The 15,093-nt window shown below is 65.9% G+C and carries 16 protein-coding genes; 4 read left to right on the forward strand and 12 right to left on the reverse strand.

What is annotated here, in order from left to right; translation table 11 throughout:
- The 5 genes from uvrB to argC form a co-directional block, all read right to left on the reverse strand.
- Complete coding sequence (gene uvrB, locus ACLPJJ_RS04030) at window positions 1-2,160, reverse strand: excinuclease ABC subunit UvrB (protein ID WP_443589668.1); 2,160 nt, start codon at window positions 2,158-2,160, stop codon at window positions 1-3.
- A gap of 61 nt (window positions 2,161-2,221) precedes the next feature.
- On the reverse strand, window positions 2,222-2,662 hold the full coding sequence (locus ACLPJJ_RS04035; RefSeq protein ID WP_443589669.1) for a phasin family protein: 441 nt from the start codon (window positions 2,660-2,662) through the stop codon (window positions 2,222-2,224).
- 44 nt (window positions 2,663-2,706) lie between these two features.
- Window positions 2,707-3,321 (reverse strand): TetR family transcriptional regulator, encoded by a 615-nt coding sequence (locus ACLPJJ_RS04040; protein ID WP_443589670.1) that lies wholly within the window; start codon window positions 3,319-3,321, stop codon window positions 2,707-2,709.
- A gap of 40 nt (window positions 3,322-3,361) precedes the next feature.
- Window positions 3,362-3,913, reverse strand: coding sequence for a gamma carbonic anhydrase family protein (locus ACLPJJ_RS04045; protein ID WP_443589671.1), 552 nt, complete (start codon window positions 3,911-3,913; stop codon window positions 3,362-3,364).
- Window positions 3,913-4,818: an N-acetyl-gamma-glutamyl-phosphate reductase gene (gene argC, locus ACLPJJ_RS04050; RefSeq protein ID WP_443589672.1), complete on the reverse strand. Its 906-nt coding sequence runs from the start codon at window positions 4,816-4,818 to the stop codon at window positions 3,913-3,915. The genes ACLPJJ_RS04045 and argC overlap by 1 nt, the downstream gene beginning before the upstream one ends.
- A gap of 70 nt (window positions 4,819-4,888) precedes the next feature.
- On the opposite strand from argC, the gene secB reads away from it, so the two are divergent.
- Window positions 4,889-5,383: a protein-export chaperone SecB gene (gene secB, locus ACLPJJ_RS04055; RefSeq protein WP_443589673.1), complete on the forward strand. Its 495-nt coding sequence runs from the start codon at window positions 4,889-4,891 to the stop codon at window positions 5,381-5,383.
- 60 nt (window positions 5,384-5,443) lie between these two features.
- On the opposite strand, the gene ACLPJJ_RS04060 is transcribed toward secB, so the two are convergent.
- Window positions 5,444-6,055: a TlpA family protein disulfide reductase gene (locus ACLPJJ_RS04060; protein WP_443589674.1), complete on the reverse strand. Its 612-nt coding sequence runs from the start codon at window positions 6,053-6,055 to the stop codon at window positions 5,444-5,446.
- On the opposite strand from ACLPJJ_RS04060, the gene argH reads away from it, so the two are divergent.
- Genes argH through lysA form a run of 3 tightly spaced genes read left to right on the forward strand, consistent with a single transcriptional unit; the run spans window position 6,045 to window position 8,891 of the window.
- Window positions 6,045-7,451, forward strand: coding sequence for an argininosuccinate lyase (gene argH, locus ACLPJJ_RS04065; protein WP_443589675.1), 1,407 nt, complete (start codon window positions 6,045-6,047; stop codon window positions 7,449-7,451). The two genes, ACLPJJ_RS04060 and argH, sit on opposite strands and share 11 nt — an antisense overlap.
- Entirely contained in the window at window positions 7,448-7,570 is a 123-nt protein-coding gene (locus ACLPJJ_RS04070) for a hypothetical protein (RefSeq protein WP_443589676.1), read from the forward strand. The genes argH and ACLPJJ_RS04070 overlap by 4 nt, the downstream gene beginning before the upstream one ends.
- Window positions 7,571-7,577: 7 nt before the next feature.
- Entirely contained in the window at window positions 7,578-8,891 is a 1,314-nt protein-coding gene (gene lysA / locus ACLPJJ_RS04075) for a diaminopimelate decarboxylase (protein ID WP_443589677.1), read from the forward strand.
- 6 nt (window positions 8,892-8,897) lie between these two features.
- Here lysA and ACLPJJ_RS04080 read toward each other — a convergent pair whose 3' ends face one another.
- From ACLPJJ_RS04080 to ileS, 6 genes are read right to left on the reverse strand one after another with little or no spacing between them, the layout of a single operon-like run.
- Window positions 8,898-9,761, reverse strand: a complete 864-nt coding sequence (locus ACLPJJ_RS04080; RefSeq protein ID WP_443589678.1) for a CopD family protein — start codon at window positions 9,759-9,761, stop codon at window positions 8,898-8,900.
- Window positions 9,761-10,111, reverse strand: coding sequence for a copper resistance CopC family protein (locus ACLPJJ_RS04085; protein WP_443589679.1), 351 nt, complete (start codon window positions 10,109-10,111; stop codon window positions 9,761-9,763). The genes ACLPJJ_RS04080 and ACLPJJ_RS04085 overlap by 1 nt, the downstream gene beginning before the upstream one ends.
- 3 nt (window positions 10,112-10,114) lie before the next feature.
- Complete coding sequence (locus ACLPJJ_RS04090; RefSeq protein ID WP_443589680.1) at window positions 10,115-11,044, reverse strand: hypothetical protein; 930 nt, start codon at window positions 11,042-11,044, stop codon at window positions 10,115-10,117.
- 45 nt (window positions 11,045-11,089) lie between these two features.
- A complete protein-coding gene (locus tag ACLPJJ_RS04095) occupies window positions 11,090-11,656 on the reverse strand; it encodes a DUF3035 domain-containing protein (RefSeq protein WP_443589681.1) in 567 nt (188 codons plus the stop codon).
- 9 nt (window positions 11,657-11,665) lie between these two features.
- Window positions 11,666-12,154 (reverse strand): signal peptidase II, encoded by a 489-nt coding sequence (lspA, locus tag ACLPJJ_RS04100; protein WP_443589682.1) that lies wholly within the window; start codon window positions 12,152-12,154, stop codon window positions 11,666-11,668.
- Window positions 12,154-14,904 carry an isoleucine--tRNA ligase gene (gene ileS, locus ACLPJJ_RS04105; RefSeq protein ID WP_443589683.1) on the reverse strand — a complete coding sequence of 917 codons (2,751 nt, stop codon included), beginning with the start codon at window positions 14,902-14,904 and terminating at the stop codon, window positions 12,154-12,156. The genes lspA and ileS overlap by 1 nt, the downstream gene beginning before the upstream one ends.
- Window positions 14,905-15,093 lie beyond the last annotated feature (189 nt).

Raw genomic sequence — 15,093 nt, forward strand, 5'->3', positions numbered from 1 at the left:
TCAGCGCGGCTTGCGCCCCCTGCCCTTGCGGCTTGCCGGGTCGTACCCGCCGCCACCGGGGCCGAGCGGCGTGGGGCCGCGCGGACGGGCGGCCGAGCGCGGCATGGGCGGCGGTTCCAGCCCCAGCGCCAGCGCCTCCAGCCGCTTGATTTCGTCGCGTAGCCTCGCGGCCTCCTCGAACTCCAGATCCGCCGCCGCCTTGCGCATGCGCGTCTCCAGCGTGGTGATGACCGCGCCCAGATCCTTGCCGACGAACTCATCCGCGGCGCTGTCCTTCACCGGCGCCACGGTGACGTAATCCTGCTCGAACACCGAGTGGATGACCTCGCCGATATTCTTCTTCACGCTCTGCGGGGTGATGCCGTGCGCCTCGTTCCAGGCGATCTGCTTCGCCCGGCGGCGGGCGGTTTCGTCCAGCGCCTGTTTCAGGCTGCGGGTCATGGTGTCCGCGTAGAGGATCACCCGGCCATCGACATTGCGCGCGGCGCGGCCGATGGTCTGGATGAGCGAGGTGACGGAGCGCAGGAAACCCTCCTTGTCGGCATCCAGAATGGCGACGAGCATGCACTCGGGAATATCCAGCCCCTCGCGCAGCAGGTTGATGCCCACCAGCACGTCATAGGCGCCAAGACGCAGATCGCGGATGATCTCAATGCGCTCCAGCGTGTCCACATCGGAATGCAGATAGCGCACCTTCAGCCCCTGCTCGCCGAGATATTCGGTGAGGTCCTCGGCCATGCGCTTGGTGAGCGTCGTCACCAGCACGCGCCCGCCCAGGGCCACGGTCTTGCGGCATTCGCCCAGCAGATCATCCACCTGGTGCTCGACGGGGCGGATCTCCGTCACCGGGTCCACGAGGCCGGTCGGGCGGATCACCTGCTCGGCGAACGTGCCTTGCGTGCGCTCCAACTCCCATGGGCCGGGCGTGGCGGAGACAAACACGCTCTGCGGGCGGAAGGTTTCCCATTCCTCGAATTTCAGCGGCCGGTTGTCGATGCAGCTCGGCAGGCGGAACCCGTATTCGGCAAGGATGGATTTTCGGGCAAAGTCGCCTTTGTACATGCCGCCGATCTGCGGCACAGTCACGTGGCTCTCATCCACCACCAGCAGCGCGTTGGCGGGCAGATACTCGAACAGCGTGGGCGGCGGGTCGCCGGGGTTGCGCCCGGAGAGATAGCGGGAATAATTTTCGATGCCTTTGCACACGCCCGTGGTTTCCAGCATCTCGATGTCGAAGGTCGTACGCTGCAGCAGCCGCTCGGCCTCCAGCAGCCGGCCATTGGCGGTGAGTTCATCGAGGCGCTGCTTCAGCTCAATCTTGATCTTGCCGATCGCCTGGGTCAGCGTCGGGCGCGGCGTGACATAGTGGCTGTTGGCGTAGATGGAGATGCTGGGGAGTTCCGCGCTCTGCTCGCCGGTCAGCGGGTCGAATTCCGAAATCTTCTCAATTTCGTCACCGAATAAGGTGACGCGCCAAGCGCGGTCCTCGTATTGGCTGGGGAAAATGTCCACGATCTCGCCGCGCAGACGGAAGGAGCCGCGCGCAAACGCCACATCGTTGCGGCGGTACTGCAAATCCACCAGCGCCTTGGCCAGGGCGTCGCGCTCGATGCGCCCGCCCGTCTCCAGCCGCACCACCATCTTCGAGTAGGTCTCGACCGAGCCGATACCGTAAATGCAGGAGACCGAGGCGACGATGATGACATCGCCGCGCTCCAGCAGCGCCTGGGTGGCGGCGTGGCGCATGCGGTCGATGGTCTCGTTGATCGCGGAATCCTTCTCGATATACGTGTCCGATCGGGGCACATAGGCTTCCGGCTGATAATAGTCGTAGTAGGAGACGAAATATTCCACCGCGTTATCGGGGAAGAAGCTCTTCATCTCGGCGTAGAGCTGTGCTGCCAGCGTCTTGTTCGGCGCCAGCACCAGGGCTGGGCGCTGCACGGCCTCGATCACCTTGGCCATGGTGAAGGTCTTGCCCGAGCCGGTGACGCCGAGCAGCACCTGGTCGCGCTCCTGCGCGCCGATGCCCTCGACAAGCTGTTTGATGGCAGTGGGCTGGTCCCCGCTGGGCTGATACTCGGAGACCACGCGCAGTGGCTTGAGCATCGGCCTGGGTTCGGATTTCTCGGGGATGAACAGCAGGGGAGCGGCGCACATGGGCGCCAATATGAGCCTGCCCGGCGCGGGGGAAAAGCCCGCCCCCGCGCCTAGAGCAATCTTACTTCTTGCCGAGAAGGGTCTGCATCTCCGTCATCGCCTCGGAGACGCGGGTGTTGAGTTTCTGCAGCGCCTCGGCATTGGATTTCTGGATCAGATCGCCCAGCTCCTTAGTGTTCGCCACGGCGTTCTCATAGGCCTGCTTAAGCATTTCCGTCTGCTTGGCGGCGCGGCTGGTGGGCGAGCCCGCGGAGGAAAGTTCCTTCAGCGTCTCGGTCAGGCCGGACATGGTGGATTGCAGGATTTCCATGTGCCGGCGGGCAACGGCCTGCGCGCCTTCCAGCGCCACGCGGTTGGCCTCGGTCAGTGCTTCCAGGTTGCGCTTATGCGCGGCCATCACGGCTTCCATATCCGGCGCGGGGGGAATCTTCATGTCGCCCAACAGCTTCTTGATGTCGAAGTTGGGGAGAAAAGTGGCAGTCTTATCTTTGTTGTCGGCCATCGGGTTCGTTCCTCATCTGCTACAGCCGGCAACTCCGGCTGGTTTCACTCTACCGGGGATGTGTCTCGCGGCAAGGGTGAATCCGGCTCAGCCCTGGGCTTCGCGGAGAATCGGTTAACAATGGATTCGGCCTTGGAGAGCGCCTTGTCCACCGCCGCCATGGTGGCGGTCAGGTCATCGCTATCGTCCTCGGCCCAGGCGCGGACGCCATAGGCCCAGACCACCAGCAGGCCACGCTTGGCCAGCGCGCCGCGCAGGCCGGTGGCATCCACGCCAGCGCCTTCCAGCAACCAGCCCATGGAGGCTAGGTTGAGTTCCGCCATCACGAAGGCCAGCGGCGGGCAGACCGGCAGAGCGCGCAGCAGCGCCAGCACGCCGGGGCGGTGCAGCTGCAAAAAGTCGAACCGGCGGAGCAGAATGTCGAACAGCCGGTCGCGCACGCTGCCCTCGGTGAGCGCGTTGCTCAGCGCCACGGCATCGGCAATCTTGCCGAATGTCTTCAGGATCGCGCCGGTGCAGGGATAGGCGGTGCGGGTTTTTGCCAGATCCAGCCCCGCATGGCGGGCGGCGGCGGCGGGTGAGACATGGCGCCACCCTTTCTCCGCGCCAAGCGCGAATGCGGCGGTGATCAGGGCGGTGTCGAAATCCATGTCGTTCATGCCGCGAATGTAAGGAGCGCGACGAGATTTGCCAAGAAGATTAATCGGTTGCCCTGAGCGTGCGCCGGAAAGACTCCGCCAAGCCAACATAATGCGGCACGGTCTCATCCCACTTGGCGCGCTCCGTATCGCTCATCACCCGGGCGAATTTGGCCGGGCTGCCCATCCACAACTCCTGCGGGCCGATGCGCTTGCCCACGGCCAGAAGCCCCCGCGCGGCGAGCATCCCGCCCTCCTCCACCACCGCGCCATCCAGCACCGTGGCGCCCATGCCGATGAAGGCGCGGTCGCGCAGCTTGCAGGCATGCACGATGGCGGCATGGCCGATTGTCACATCCTCGCCGATCTCGGTGAGATACTCGCCATGATCGACATGGATCACCGTGCCATCCTGAATGTTGCTGCGGGCGCCGACGATGATCGGGTTGGTGTCGGCGCGCAGCACGCAGTTGAACCAGATATTCGCGCCCGGCCCGACACGCACATCACCAATCAGCACCGCCGTCGGCGCGATCCAGGCGGTCGGGTCGATCTGCGGCTTCAGCTCGCCCAGCGCGTAGAGCAGCCCGCCGTGTTTTTGCGACTCCGACATTATCCCCCTCCAAGCATCAGGTTGATGTTCTGCACCGCGGCACCAGAGGCGCCCTTGCCGAGATTATCGAGCCGGGCGATCAGCACCGCCTGGCCATACGCCTGGTTGGCGGTAACGAAAATCTCCAGCTTGTCGGTGTTGTTCAGCGCCTCGGGCTGCAAATTCTCCGTCCACAGGCCGGAATGAGCCACGACATTCCGCACCCCCGCGTAATAGCCGCAATAGGCGTCGGCGAGTTGCGCGGCGCTGGGGCTGCCCTGCAACTGGTCGAGGAAAACGGGGACGCACACCAGCATCCCCTGCGCGAAATGCCCGACCGAGGGCACAAAAATCGGCCGCCGGTTAATGCCGGAATACTGCATGATCTCGGGGATATGCTTGTGCGAAAGGCCGAGCGCGTAGAGCTCGAAGGCCGGGCCGCCCTGCGCCTCATGCGCCGCGATCATCGCCTTGCCGCCGCCGGAATAGCCGGACACGGCGTTGATGCTGAGCCCTTGGCCCGGCCCCAGCAGCCCCAGCGTGACGAGCGGGTGCAGCAGCGCAATGGCGCCGGTGGCGTAGCAGCCCGGATTCGACACCAGCCGTGCCCGCGCAATCGCCTCCGCCTGGCCCGGGGCCAGTTCGGGGAATCCGTAAACCCAGCCCGGCGCAACGCGGTGCGCGGTACTGGCGTCGAGCAGGCGGGTGCCCTCCGGCGCCAGCGCCACCGCTTCGCGCGCCGCGTCATCGGGCAGGCACAGCACGGTGAGATCGGCCTCCGCCATCGCCGCCGCGCGGGCCTCGGGCGATTTGCGGTGGGCGTCATCCAGCGTCACCAGGCTGACATGGGGGATCGCGGCGAGCCGCTGGGTGATGCCAAGCCCGGTGGTGCCGGCCTGACCGTCGATGAAAATGTTGGCGCTCATGCGGCTCTACTTATCATGGCCGCGGCACCGTGCTAGGCCGGGCCAAGACCACCCAACAGGAAATTAATACATGTCTGAGCAAGCGACCGCCCCGGCCCAGCCGCCCCTCGTCGTCAACATCCAGTACACCAAGGACCTGTCCTTCGAGGTGCCGAACGCCCCGGGGATCTTCGCCACGCTGCGCAGCGCCCCGCATGTGAACATCAACCTGGATGTGCAGGTGCGCCGGCTCGAGGATGCGCACACCGTGTTCGAGGTGACTCTGGCCGTGCGCGCGGAAGGCACCACCCAGGCCAATGGCGAGGAAAAGCCGACCGTCGTGTTCATCGCCGACCTCTCCTATGCCGGCGTATTCACCCTGAACAACATCCCCGAGAACCAGCAGGAGCCGATCCTGCTCGTGGAATGCCCGCGCCTGCTGTTCCCCTTCGCCCGCAACATCCTGGCCGACGTCACCCGCGAGGGCGGCCTCCCGCCCGTGATGCTGGGCCCGATCGACTTCGTGGGCCTGTGGCAGCAGCGCCGCGCCCAGGCCGCCGCCATGCCCACCGTCGCGAACGCGTAAGGCAAAGCGCGGTTCAAACAGCAAAGCCCGGCAGCGCCAACTGCCGGGCTTTTATTTCGCTTAGAGTTGCGTGACGCCCGGCTTGTCCGCAGGCTTCCGGGCCAGCCCGCCGAGGAATTCGAACACAGTCTGGGTATTCCAATCGGCCGCGCCGTCCAGCCGGGCCACAAGCTTGCCCTCCGGGTTGAGAATAATGGTGACCGGCACGCCGTCGCTGTCCAGCACGTCGAGGTTATTGCCATCCGGGTCGAGCAAAACGGGCAGGTTGCTGATATTGTGGCTGGCGTAGAAGGGCTTCACCGCGGCGGCGCCCTCCACGTCGATGGAGATGGGCAGGACCAGCCCGCCGAAGGGCTTGATCCGCGCGGCCAGGGCGGCAAGGCCCGGCAGTTCCTCGGTGCAGGGGCCGCACCAGGTGGCCCAGACATTCACCACCAGCACATGGCCCTTGTAGTCCGCCAAAGTGAGTTTTTTGCCGGTCTCGGAGCTGAACACCATGGGCGGCGCGTCGGCGGGCGCGGTCTCCGCCCATACCTCGGCCGCGTCCGGCAGGTCATCCCCGCTGCTCTGCGCCACGGCGCGATTGCCCCAGGCGGCGGCCAGGGCTAATCCAGGAGCAGCGGCGATGATGGATCGCCGGGAAAGCAAGGGGCGCTTGGACGTGACGGACAAGGACAATTCTCCAGTGAAGAGCCAGCTGCAATGGGGCGGACGGTTTGGTGCCGGTCCCGATGCGGTGATGCAAGCCATTAACGTCTCCATCGGCTTCGACCGCAAGCTCTGGGCGCAGGACATTGCGGGCAGCCAAGCGCATGCCGCGATGCTGGCCAAGCAGGGCATCATCACGCCCGAGGATCAGACCGCCATCAAGCGCGGGCTGGAGGATATCGCCAACGACATCGAGGATGGCCGCTTCGGCTTCTCGGACTCGCTGGAGGACATCCACACCAATATCGAGGTGCGGCTGACCGAGCGTATCGGCGAGGCGGCGCGCCGCCTACATACCGCGCGCAGCCGCAACGACCAGGTGGCGACAGATTTCAAGCTGTACGTGCGCGAGGCCATCGACGGCATACTGGCCCAGGTGAAGGACCTGATGCTCGCTTTGGCCCAGCGCGCCGCCGAGCATGCCGCCACGGTGATGCCGGGCTTCACCCATCTGCAAACGGCGCAGCCCGTCACCTTCGGGCACCATCTGCTGGCCTATGTGGAGATGCTGGCCCGCGACTCAGGGCGGCTTGAGGATGCACGGCGCCGTTTGAATGAATGCCCGCTGGGCGCCGCGGCGCTGGCCGGCACCTCCTTCCCCATCGACCGCTTCGCCACCGCGTCGGCCCTCGGTTTCGACCGGCCGACCGCGAATTCGCTGGATTCGGTCTCCGACCGTGATTTCGCGCTGGAATTTTTATCCGCGCTCTCGATCATGGCGATGCATCTCTCGCGCTTCGCCGAGGAGATCATCATCTGGTGCTCCTCACCCTACCGGCTCATCGCCCTCTCGGACGCCTTCACCACCGGCTCCTCCATCATGCCGCAGAAGCGCAACCCGGACGCCGCCGAGCTGACCAGGGCCAAGACCGGGCGCATCTTCGGGCACCTGCTCGGCCTGCTCACCGTGATGAAGGGCCTGCCCATGGCCTATGCCAAGGACATGCAGGAGGACAAGGAACCGGTGTTCGACGCCGTGGAGGCAATCAGCCTCTGCCTTACCGCCACGTCCGGCATGGTGCGGGACCTGCAAGCCGACACGGCGCGCATGGCGGCGCTGGCGGGCTCTGGCTTCTCCACCGCCACGGACCTCGCCGACTGGCTGGTGCGGGTGCTGAAGATGCCATTCCGCGATGCCCATCATGTCACCGGGCGCGTGGTGCGCCTGGCGGAGGAAAAGGGCGTGGACATATCCGAGCTTGAGCTTGCCGATATGCAGAGCATCGAGCCGCGTATCACCGATGAGATTTTCAACGTACTCACGGTGGAAGCCTCGGTGGCCTCGCGCGTGAGCTATGGCGGCACTGCGCCGGAGAACGTCGCCAAGGCGGCCGCGCTCTGGCTGGAGAAGCTGCAATGAGAGTAGCGCTGGCGATGCTCTGCGTTCTGGCGCTGACCGGCTGCGGCCGCCGCGGCAACCCCGTGCCGCCCGGCCCGGCCTCGGCCATCACCTATCCCCACACCTACCCGGCGCAGTAACTGAACCATGGCTGATGAATATACCGGGCCGGAGCCGGATCTGGCGGCGCTGCTGGCGGCGCGCCCGGCGCTATCGATGAACGCGCGGGAGGGGCTGAGCTTCGAATCCGTGCCGCTGAACGCGATCGCGGACAAATACGGCACGCCTGTGTGGGTGTATGGCGCGGGCAGCATCCAGGCGCGCTTCAACGCGCTGCGGGCGGCCTTTGGGGCGGAGAACCTGCCCGTGCATATCCATTACGCGGTGAAAGCCAACGACCATCTGGCGATCCTCAGCCTGTTCCACCGGCTCGGCGCCGGGGCGGATGTGGTCAGCATCGGCGAGTTTCTGCGCGCCCGGCGCGTGGGCGTGCGGGCAGCGGAGATCGTGTATTCCGGCGTTGGCAAAGCCACTGCTGAGCTGGAGGCTGCGCTGGCCCAGGGTATCGGCCAGATCAACGTGGAGAGCGCGGAGGAGCTGGACATGCTCTCCGGCATCGCCTCGCGCATGGGTGTTGTAGCCCCGGTGGTGCTGCGCATGAACCCGGATGTGGATGCCGGAACCCACGCGAAGATCACCACCGGCCTCGCGGAGAACAAGTTCGGCATCGCCGCGGCGGACATCCCCGCCCTGTACGCGCGGGCGGCTACCCTGCCCGGCATCAAACCGCGCGGCATCGCGCTGCATATCGGCAGTCAGATCCTCTCCACCGAGCCCTACGCCAAGGCCTACGCCAAGGCCACCGACATGGTGCGCAACCTGCGCGGCCAGGGGCTGAGCGTGGAGGTGCTGGACCTCGGCGGTGGCCTCGGCATCGGCTACCACGATGAACCCGGGCTGAACCTCGCTGCCTTCGCCGCCACGGTGCGGCGCGAGGTGGGGGATCTCCGCGTGAAGCTGCTGCTGGAGCCGGGGCGCTACCTGGTGGGGCCGGCCGGGCTGCTGCTGGCCTCGGTGATCCTGCAAAAGCGGACGGAAAAGCGCTTCGTGGTGCTGGACGCGGCGATGAACGAACTGATGCGCCCGGCGCTGTACGAGGCGTGGCATGGCATCCTGCCGGTGGACCCGGCTTTGTTCCACGGCGCGGCCACCCCGGCCGATGTCGTGGGGCCGATCTGCGAGAGCGCGGACTGTTTTGCCCAGGACCGCGCCTTGCCCGACCTGCCCCCCGGCACCCGCGTTGCGCTGCTGGATACCGGCGCTTACGGCGCGGTGATGAGCAGCGCCTATAACGCCCGCCCCCGCGCGGCCTCGGTGCTGGTCTCCGGCGGACAGGCGCAACTGATCACACCCCGGCAGACGCCCGAAGACCTCTGGGCGGACGAGATCCTGCCCGGCTGAACAGCCTTACATGCCCGCCATGGCGGGGGGCTCCAGCTGCAGGAGCAGCCCCGCCGCCATGAGCACCACGAGCCCGAGCGCGATTTCCGCGCCGATGCTACGCAGCAGCGCGCAGCGCGAAGCCGGCAGCGCCGGCGTGAACCTTGCGCGGTTGAGCGCCGCGAGGACAATGAGCGCACCGAAGAGCAGGATCTTGCCCAACGCCACGGCGCCATAGGCACTGGCGAAAAACGCCGCCGGCGCGCCGATCAGCACCCAGTACTGCGCGAAGGCGGTAACCAGCAGGGCGGCAACGCAGGCCATGCCGACGGGCGAGAAGCCGCGTGCCAGCGGAGCGGCGCCGTCCTCAGGCAGGGTTTTCAGCGCCAGATACAGCCCCGGCAAGGCGCCAAGCCAGATGGCGGCGGCGGCCACATGCGCGAGCGACACCGCCAGCAGCAGCGCCCCGGTACCGCCTCCCATGGCGGCGCCATGGCCGAGCCAGGATTCCGCCAGTACCCCACCCAGCCCCAGCACCGCCGCCGGGCGCTGCCAGCCAAGCTGAAACAATAACGCCGCCAGCAGCAGCACTGCCATGCGCCCCAGCAGCAGCGCACCGAAGCGGGTGTATTCGGCCACAGTCGGAATAGCGTTGACGATATCCGCCCAGCTCTGCGCGGTGGCGAAATACGCGGTTTGCAGCAGAAACCACCCGGCCCCCGCGATCAGCGCCAGGGCGAAACCGGCCCAGGCCAGCCGCCTGAGCCCCTGCACGCGCTTGCCCCGCAACAGCATGGCGGCCAGGAACATCGTGCCGAAAGCCGAAAAATACCCCGCCAGATGCAGGCCACGGCAAAGCCCGCGCAGCACCAGCCAAGCGGGGCTGTCCATCAGGGGGCGATGGTGAAGCTGAAGCTGCCCTGGGTCTTGTGGGTGTCCACCGACAGGGCGCGCCAGGTGACGGTATATTTGCCCGGCGCGGCGATATGCACGGGCACGGACATCTCGTCCTCATGCCCCGGCACCGGTTGCGGCTTGCCGGTCTGCACCTGCGTGCCATCCGGCCCCTCCACCGTCACGGTGCAGAACGGCACTTCCAGCCCCTCGGTATAGGTCAGCAGCAATTGCGCGGGCGGGGTGGCGACCACGGCGCCAACACCGGGCTCGGCATGCTTGAGGAAGGCATGGGCAAAGGCCGGCACGGGCGCCAGCACGGCGAGCAGAGGCAACAAGCGCTTCATTGCTTAAGATCCAAACAGGGGCTTGCCCAGAGTGTCGGGGAACAGATCGTCGAAATACAAGTGGAACTGGCCGATCACGCCGAGACCATGCCCTGCGGCACTGTTGAGCGGCCAGAGCAGCTCGGTGGAGAAGGAGTAATACTGGCCGGTCCACACCGCGCCCGTGCCGAGATTGAAAGTCGTTGGATTGTTGGTCGGACGGAAGGCAGATGACCCAGCCGCCGAGGACCAGCCGAGCTCGACCAGCGGCGTCAGATTGCCGAGCAGCGGCGGCAGGCCGTAATCCTTGATCTGCGACTGCAGATACGGGATGGAATATTGCAGGGTCAGGCCGCCGGACCAGGTGTTGACGCTGCCATAGCCCGTGGACTGGCCGGTATTGGGTACGTTGTAGTCCAGTTCGCCGGTCAGCGCGAAGGGGCGGATGGGCGCGAACGGGATATCGCCAAACCCTTTGCCGAAATAGCCGGAAAACGTTGTGGTGTCGTAGCCGGAATCGATGGTCGTCGTGCCAGCCCGGCCGAAACTCTGCTGTACCGCCACCGAGGATATGAACTCATGCTCCGGCAGCACGATCCAGCGGTATTTCAGCTGCACGTAAGGGTCGTCAAGCCCGCCATGGCTCTTCTTGTTGTCGGCGGCGTCGTTGGTAATCCAGTCGTAATCGGTGCCCACACCGAGCGCCAGATTGTCAAAAATCGTCTTGTCGTATTCAAAATTGAGGTCGGTGACGGTGCTTTTGCCGTCCGGGCTCGTGACCGAGGCAAGCGGCAGGTTTGCCTCATCCCCCACGCCCGGGTCGTCAATCAGCAGCGTGTTCACGAACACACGCGCGCCAGCAACGGCATGGGCGTGCGCGGCGGGCGCGGCGGCTGCGAGCGCCAAAGCGGAAAGGGCCGCGCCCCCTAGGGTGCGGCGGACGGTGCGGATCATTATTTCTCCCCTGGATTGGCTGGGCGGGCCACTCCCCGCGGCGGATCAGAACAGGTTCAGGAAGCGCTGAAACAGGCCGGGCGGTTCGTTGCTGTTCTGCGGCGTGGAGCCGGTGGTCACCGGCTGGCCGAGCGCCTGGTTCTCCTGCAGCCGCTTCTGCTCGGCCGGGGCGTTCACCGTGGGCTCGGGCGCCGGGCCGGAGCCCACGAGCTGCGAGACGAAGCCCTGCGGCTTGCTGGCCACCATCGCGTTCTGGTTCACCTGGGCGCGGATGTCGCCCTGCGGGGCGGGGCCGGCCTGCTCCAGCAGAGCCTGCTCGCCCGGGGTGGTGCTGCTCGGCGGCGGGGTAATGGCGTTCTGCGGCGACACGATGTTCGCGCCTGCCTGCGCGGCATCAACCTGCTGCGGGCGCGGCTCGCCCGGATTGGGCTGCTGCAGCTGTCCCAGCTCCGGCGGCAGGGAGAGCGGCGCCTCGGTGCCGACCTGGAAGGCGTCGGGCGGATTGGCCTCAAGGCCGAATTCTTTTTTGGTATCCTCTCCGCACCCGGCGAGCGCCAGGGCGAGGACGATGGTGGCGGCGGCAGCTGCAGGGCGGGCGAGAACAGATTTCATGGGGTCTTCCTAACCTTCCCCCGGGTTGGCCGCAACGGGGGGCTTTTGCGACAGGTTTTCCAGCATCAGCGCGATGACGCCGCAGACAATGGCGGAATCCCCGACATTGAACACCCAGGGGTAGTACAGCGCCCCCACATGCACCTGGAGGAAGTCCACCACCGCGCCGAAGCGTAAGCGGTCGATGACATTGCCGATGGCCCCGCCCGCGATGGCGCCGACCGAGATGGTGACGATCCATTTCTGCGTGCGCCACATCCAGGTGAACAGGGCCAGCACCACGGCGCTGGCAATGAGGGCGAACAGCGCCTTAGCCCCCGCCCCGGCGAACAGCCCGAAGGTGATGCCGTGGTTCCAGACCAGCACGAGGTTGAGCACTGGCGCCACGGTGAGCAGATGCCCGTCCTGCAACCCCAGCGGGTTGAGGACGAGATATTTGCTCCACTGGTCAGCGCCCAGCACCAGCGCGGCGATAAGGAACCCAGCCAGACGGCGCATCAGGCGGCGTCCACCGCGTCGCAGCAGCGGCGGCAGAGCGTGGGGTGTTTGGCGCTCTCGCCCACCTCCGGCAGCACCTTCCAGCAGCGTTCGCATTTCTGGCCCCGTGCCGCGATGGCGGTGTCGTTTTCGCCAAAGCCCGCGGCAGAGGTGATGCAGATATCCGCCCAGAGTGCTGCGTCATCCAGCACGGCCTGCGCCTCGGTGGAGAGGATCGCCTCCGCCTGGAGCGAGGAACCGATGGCCTTGTCGCGGCGCATTTCCTCGATGGCGCCGGTAACGTTGCCGCGATGCTCGCGGATCTTGGCGAAGGTCTCGGCCAGCGCGTCGTCGCGCCATGCCTCGGGGATCTCGGGGAACGGCTCCAGATGCACCGAGCTTTCCGCGCCGAAGCGGGTGACCCACGCCTCCTCCGCCGTGAAGGGCAGCGCCGGGGCCAGCCAGGTGGTCAGGCAGCGGTGCAGGATATCGAGGAAGCTACGACAGGCGCGGCGCTTTTCCGAAGCCGGGGCATCGCAATACAGCGTGTCCTTGCGGATATCGAAGTAGAAGGCCGAGAGATCCGAGGCGCAGAAATTATGCAGCGCCGGGTACACGCCGGTCCAGTCATGGCTCTGCACCGCGCCCTGGATTTTGGCGTTCAGCTCCCACAGCCGGTGCAGCATGAACCGCTCAAGCTCTGGGAACTCCGCCTGCTTCTCGGCGTCCGTGAAGCCATCCAGAGAGCCCAGCACCCAGCGCAGCGTGTTGCGCAGGCGGCGGTAAAGCTCGGCCTGTTGCTTGAGGATTTCAGGACCGATGCGCAAATCTTCCGAGGTGTCGGAGTTCATCACCCACAGGCGCAGGATGTCGGCGCCGTATTTGTCGTTCACCTCCTGCGGGGCGGTGACGTTGCCGAGCGACTTGGACATCTTGCGGCCCTGCTCGTCCAGCACGAAACCATCGGTCACGATGGCCTTGAACGGCGCCACGCCGCGCGTGCCGACGGATTCCAGCAGCGAGGCCTGGAACCAGCCGCGATGCTGGTCGGAGCCTTCCAGATAGACATCGGCCGGGGTGGGCAGGCCGCGCGCCTCCAGCACGAAGGCGTGCGTCGAGCCAGACTCGAACCACACATCCACGACGTCGAAAATCTGCTCGTAATTTGCAGGATCGTATTTGGCACCGAGGAAGTCGGACGCAGGGCGGGCATACCAGGCGTCGGCGCCCTCGGCGGTGAAAACCTCCACCACGCGGGCCATCACCTCGGCATCGCGCAGCGGCTCGTGCGTGGTCTTGTCAACAAAGATGGCAATCGGCACGCCCCAGGCGCGCTGGCGCGAGATGCACCAGTCGGGGCGGGATTCCACCATCGAGCGGATGCGGTTGCGGCCGATCTCGGGCACGAATTTCGTCTCGTCGATGGCGGCGAGGGCCTTCTCGCGGATCTTGTCCTCGCCATCCATGCGGATGAACCACTGCGCCGTGGCGCGGTAGATCAGCGGCGCCTTGGAGCGCCAGGAGTGCGGGTAGGAGTGCAGGAACTCATTCCGGTGCAGCAGCGCGCCTGCTTGCTTCAGCTTCTCGCAGACGGGATCAGCGGCTTTGTAAACATGCAGCCCGGCGAAGAGTGACACGGTTTTGTAGTAGGTGCCATCATCGGCCACTGTGTCCGGCACGGCGATGCCATGCGCCTTGCAGAGCAGGAAGTCGTCCTCGCCATGGCCGGGCGCCATGTGCACGATGCCAGTGCCCGCCTCCATCGTCACGAAATCACCCAGCATCAGCGGCACGGTGAAATCATACCCCGCATCGGCCTTGGCCAGCGGGTGGTGGAAGCGCTTGCCCGCCAGCGCGGCACCTTTGAATTCCTTCAGCACCGCATGGGCAGAAATGCCGACAGCAGCGGTAAAGTTCTCCAGCAGATCCTTGGAAACGATCAGCTTCTCGCCCGGCACGGCCAAGCTGCCCTCGGCCACGGCATCGACGCGCAGCAGCACGTAATCCAGTTCATGCCCGGCGGCGAGGCCGCGATTGCCCGGAATGGTCCAGGGCGTGGTGGTCCAGATGACGACCGAAGCATCATCCTCCACCGCGCGGAAACGGACATAGATCGCCGTGTCCTTCTTGTCGTAATACTCGACCTCCGCCTCGGCCAGCGCGGTTTTCTCCACCGGGCTCCACATCACCGGGCGCAGACCGCGATACAGCGCGCCGTTGAGCAGGAACCGCCCGATCTCGCCGGCAATCGCCGCCTCGGAGCCAAAATCCATGGTCGCGTAGCGGTTGGCCCAGTCACCGGCCACGCCGAGGCGCTGAAACTCAGCCGACTGCACGTTCAGCCAGGCTTGAGCATACTCCCGGCATTCCTTGCGGAATTCCAGAACCGGCACTTCGTCCTTGTCCTTGTTCTTCTTGCGGTACTGCTCCTCGATCTTCCATTCGATCGGCAGGCCGTGGCAGTCCCAGCCGGGCACGTAATTCGAATCGAAGCCGAGCATCTGCTGGCTCCGCGTCACCACGTCCTTGAGGATCTTATTGAGCGCATGCCCGATATGGATATTGCCGTTGGCGTAAGGCGGCCCGTCGTGCAGCACGAATCGCGGCCGGCCCTTCGCCGCGGTGCGCAACCGCCCGTATAGCCCGAGCTTCTCCCAACGCGCGAGAATCTCCGGCTCCTTCTGCGGCAGGCCGGCGCGCATGGGGAAATCGGTTTTGGGCAGAAACAGCGTTTCGCTGTAGTCGCGCGCCTGCGGCGTCGGCTCGTTCATGGGCCGCCTTCTAACAAGCCTCCCGCGATGCGGAAAGGGTCTCCAATCCGCCGAGGGCGTCAAACGTACCGAATGAATTGAGCATTTTGGGCCGCCGATCCCTATAATGGAACCCTTGCGGAGCCTGGGCTATTATCCCGGCAATTCGGCAGTTTTGTTTTATGGAGTAAGGCAATGGCAAGCCCCTCG

Source organism: Acidocella sp. (assembly GCF_052326845.1).
GTDB lineage: Bacteria > Pseudomonadota > Alphaproteobacteria > Acetobacterales > Acetobacteraceae > Acidocella.

Coding starts and splice junctions, on each gene's coding strand:
- ACLPJJ_RS04045 (WP_443589671.1), bottom strand. CDS start 3,913: ATGTCGGAGTCGCAAAAACACGGCGGGCTGCTCTACGCGCTGGGCGAG.
- argC (WP_443589672.1), bottom strand. CDS start 4,818: ATGAGCGCCAACATTTTCATCGACGGTCAGGCCGGCACCACCGGGCTT.
- ACLPJJ_RS04040 (WP_443589670.1), bottom strand. CDS start 3,321: ATGAACGACATGGATTTCGACACCGCCCTGATCACCGCCGCATTCGCG.
- lspA (WP_443589682.1), bottom strand. CDS start 12,154: ATGCGCCGTCTGGCTGGGTTCCTTATCGCCGCGCTGGTGCTGGGCGCT.
- ACLPJJ_RS04090 (WP_443589680.1), bottom strand. CDS start 11,044: ATGATCCGCACCGTCCGCCGCACCCTAGGGGGCGCGGCCCTTTCCGCT.
- uvrB (WP_443589668.1), bottom strand. CDS start 2,160: ATGTGCGCCGCTCCCCTGCTGTTCATCCCCGAGAAATCCGAACCCAGG.
- ACLPJJ_RS04095 (WP_443589681.1), bottom strand. CDS start 11,656: ATGAAATCTGTTCTCGCCCGCCCTGCAGCTGCCGCCGCCACCATCGTC.
- ACLPJJ_RS04035 (WP_443589669.1), bottom strand. CDS start 2,662: ATGGCCGACAACAAAGATAAGACTGCCACTTTTCTCCCCAACTTCGAC.
- ACLPJJ_RS04070 (WP_443589676.1), top strand. CDS start 7,448: ATGAGAGTAGCGCTGGCGATGCTCTGCGTTCTGGCGCTGACCGGCTGC.
- ileS (WP_443589683.1), bottom strand. CDS start 14,904: ATGAACGAGCCGACGCCGCAGGCGCGCGACTACAGCGAAACGCTGTTT.
- ACLPJJ_RS04080 (WP_443589678.1), bottom strand. CDS start 9,761: ATGGACAGCCCCGCTTGGCTGGTGCTGCGCGGGCTTTGCCGTGGCCTG.
- ACLPJJ_RS04085 (WP_443589679.1), bottom strand. CDS start 10,111: ATGAAGCGCTTGTTGCCTCTGCTCGCCGTGCTGGCGCCCGTGCCGGCC.
- secB (WP_443589673.1), top strand. CDS start 4,889: ATGTCTGAGCAAGCGACCGCCCCGGCCCAGCCGCCCCTCGTCGTCAAC.
- lysA (WP_443589677.1), top strand. CDS start 7,578: ATGGCTGATGAATATACCGGGCCGGAGCCGGATCTGGCGGCGCTGCTG.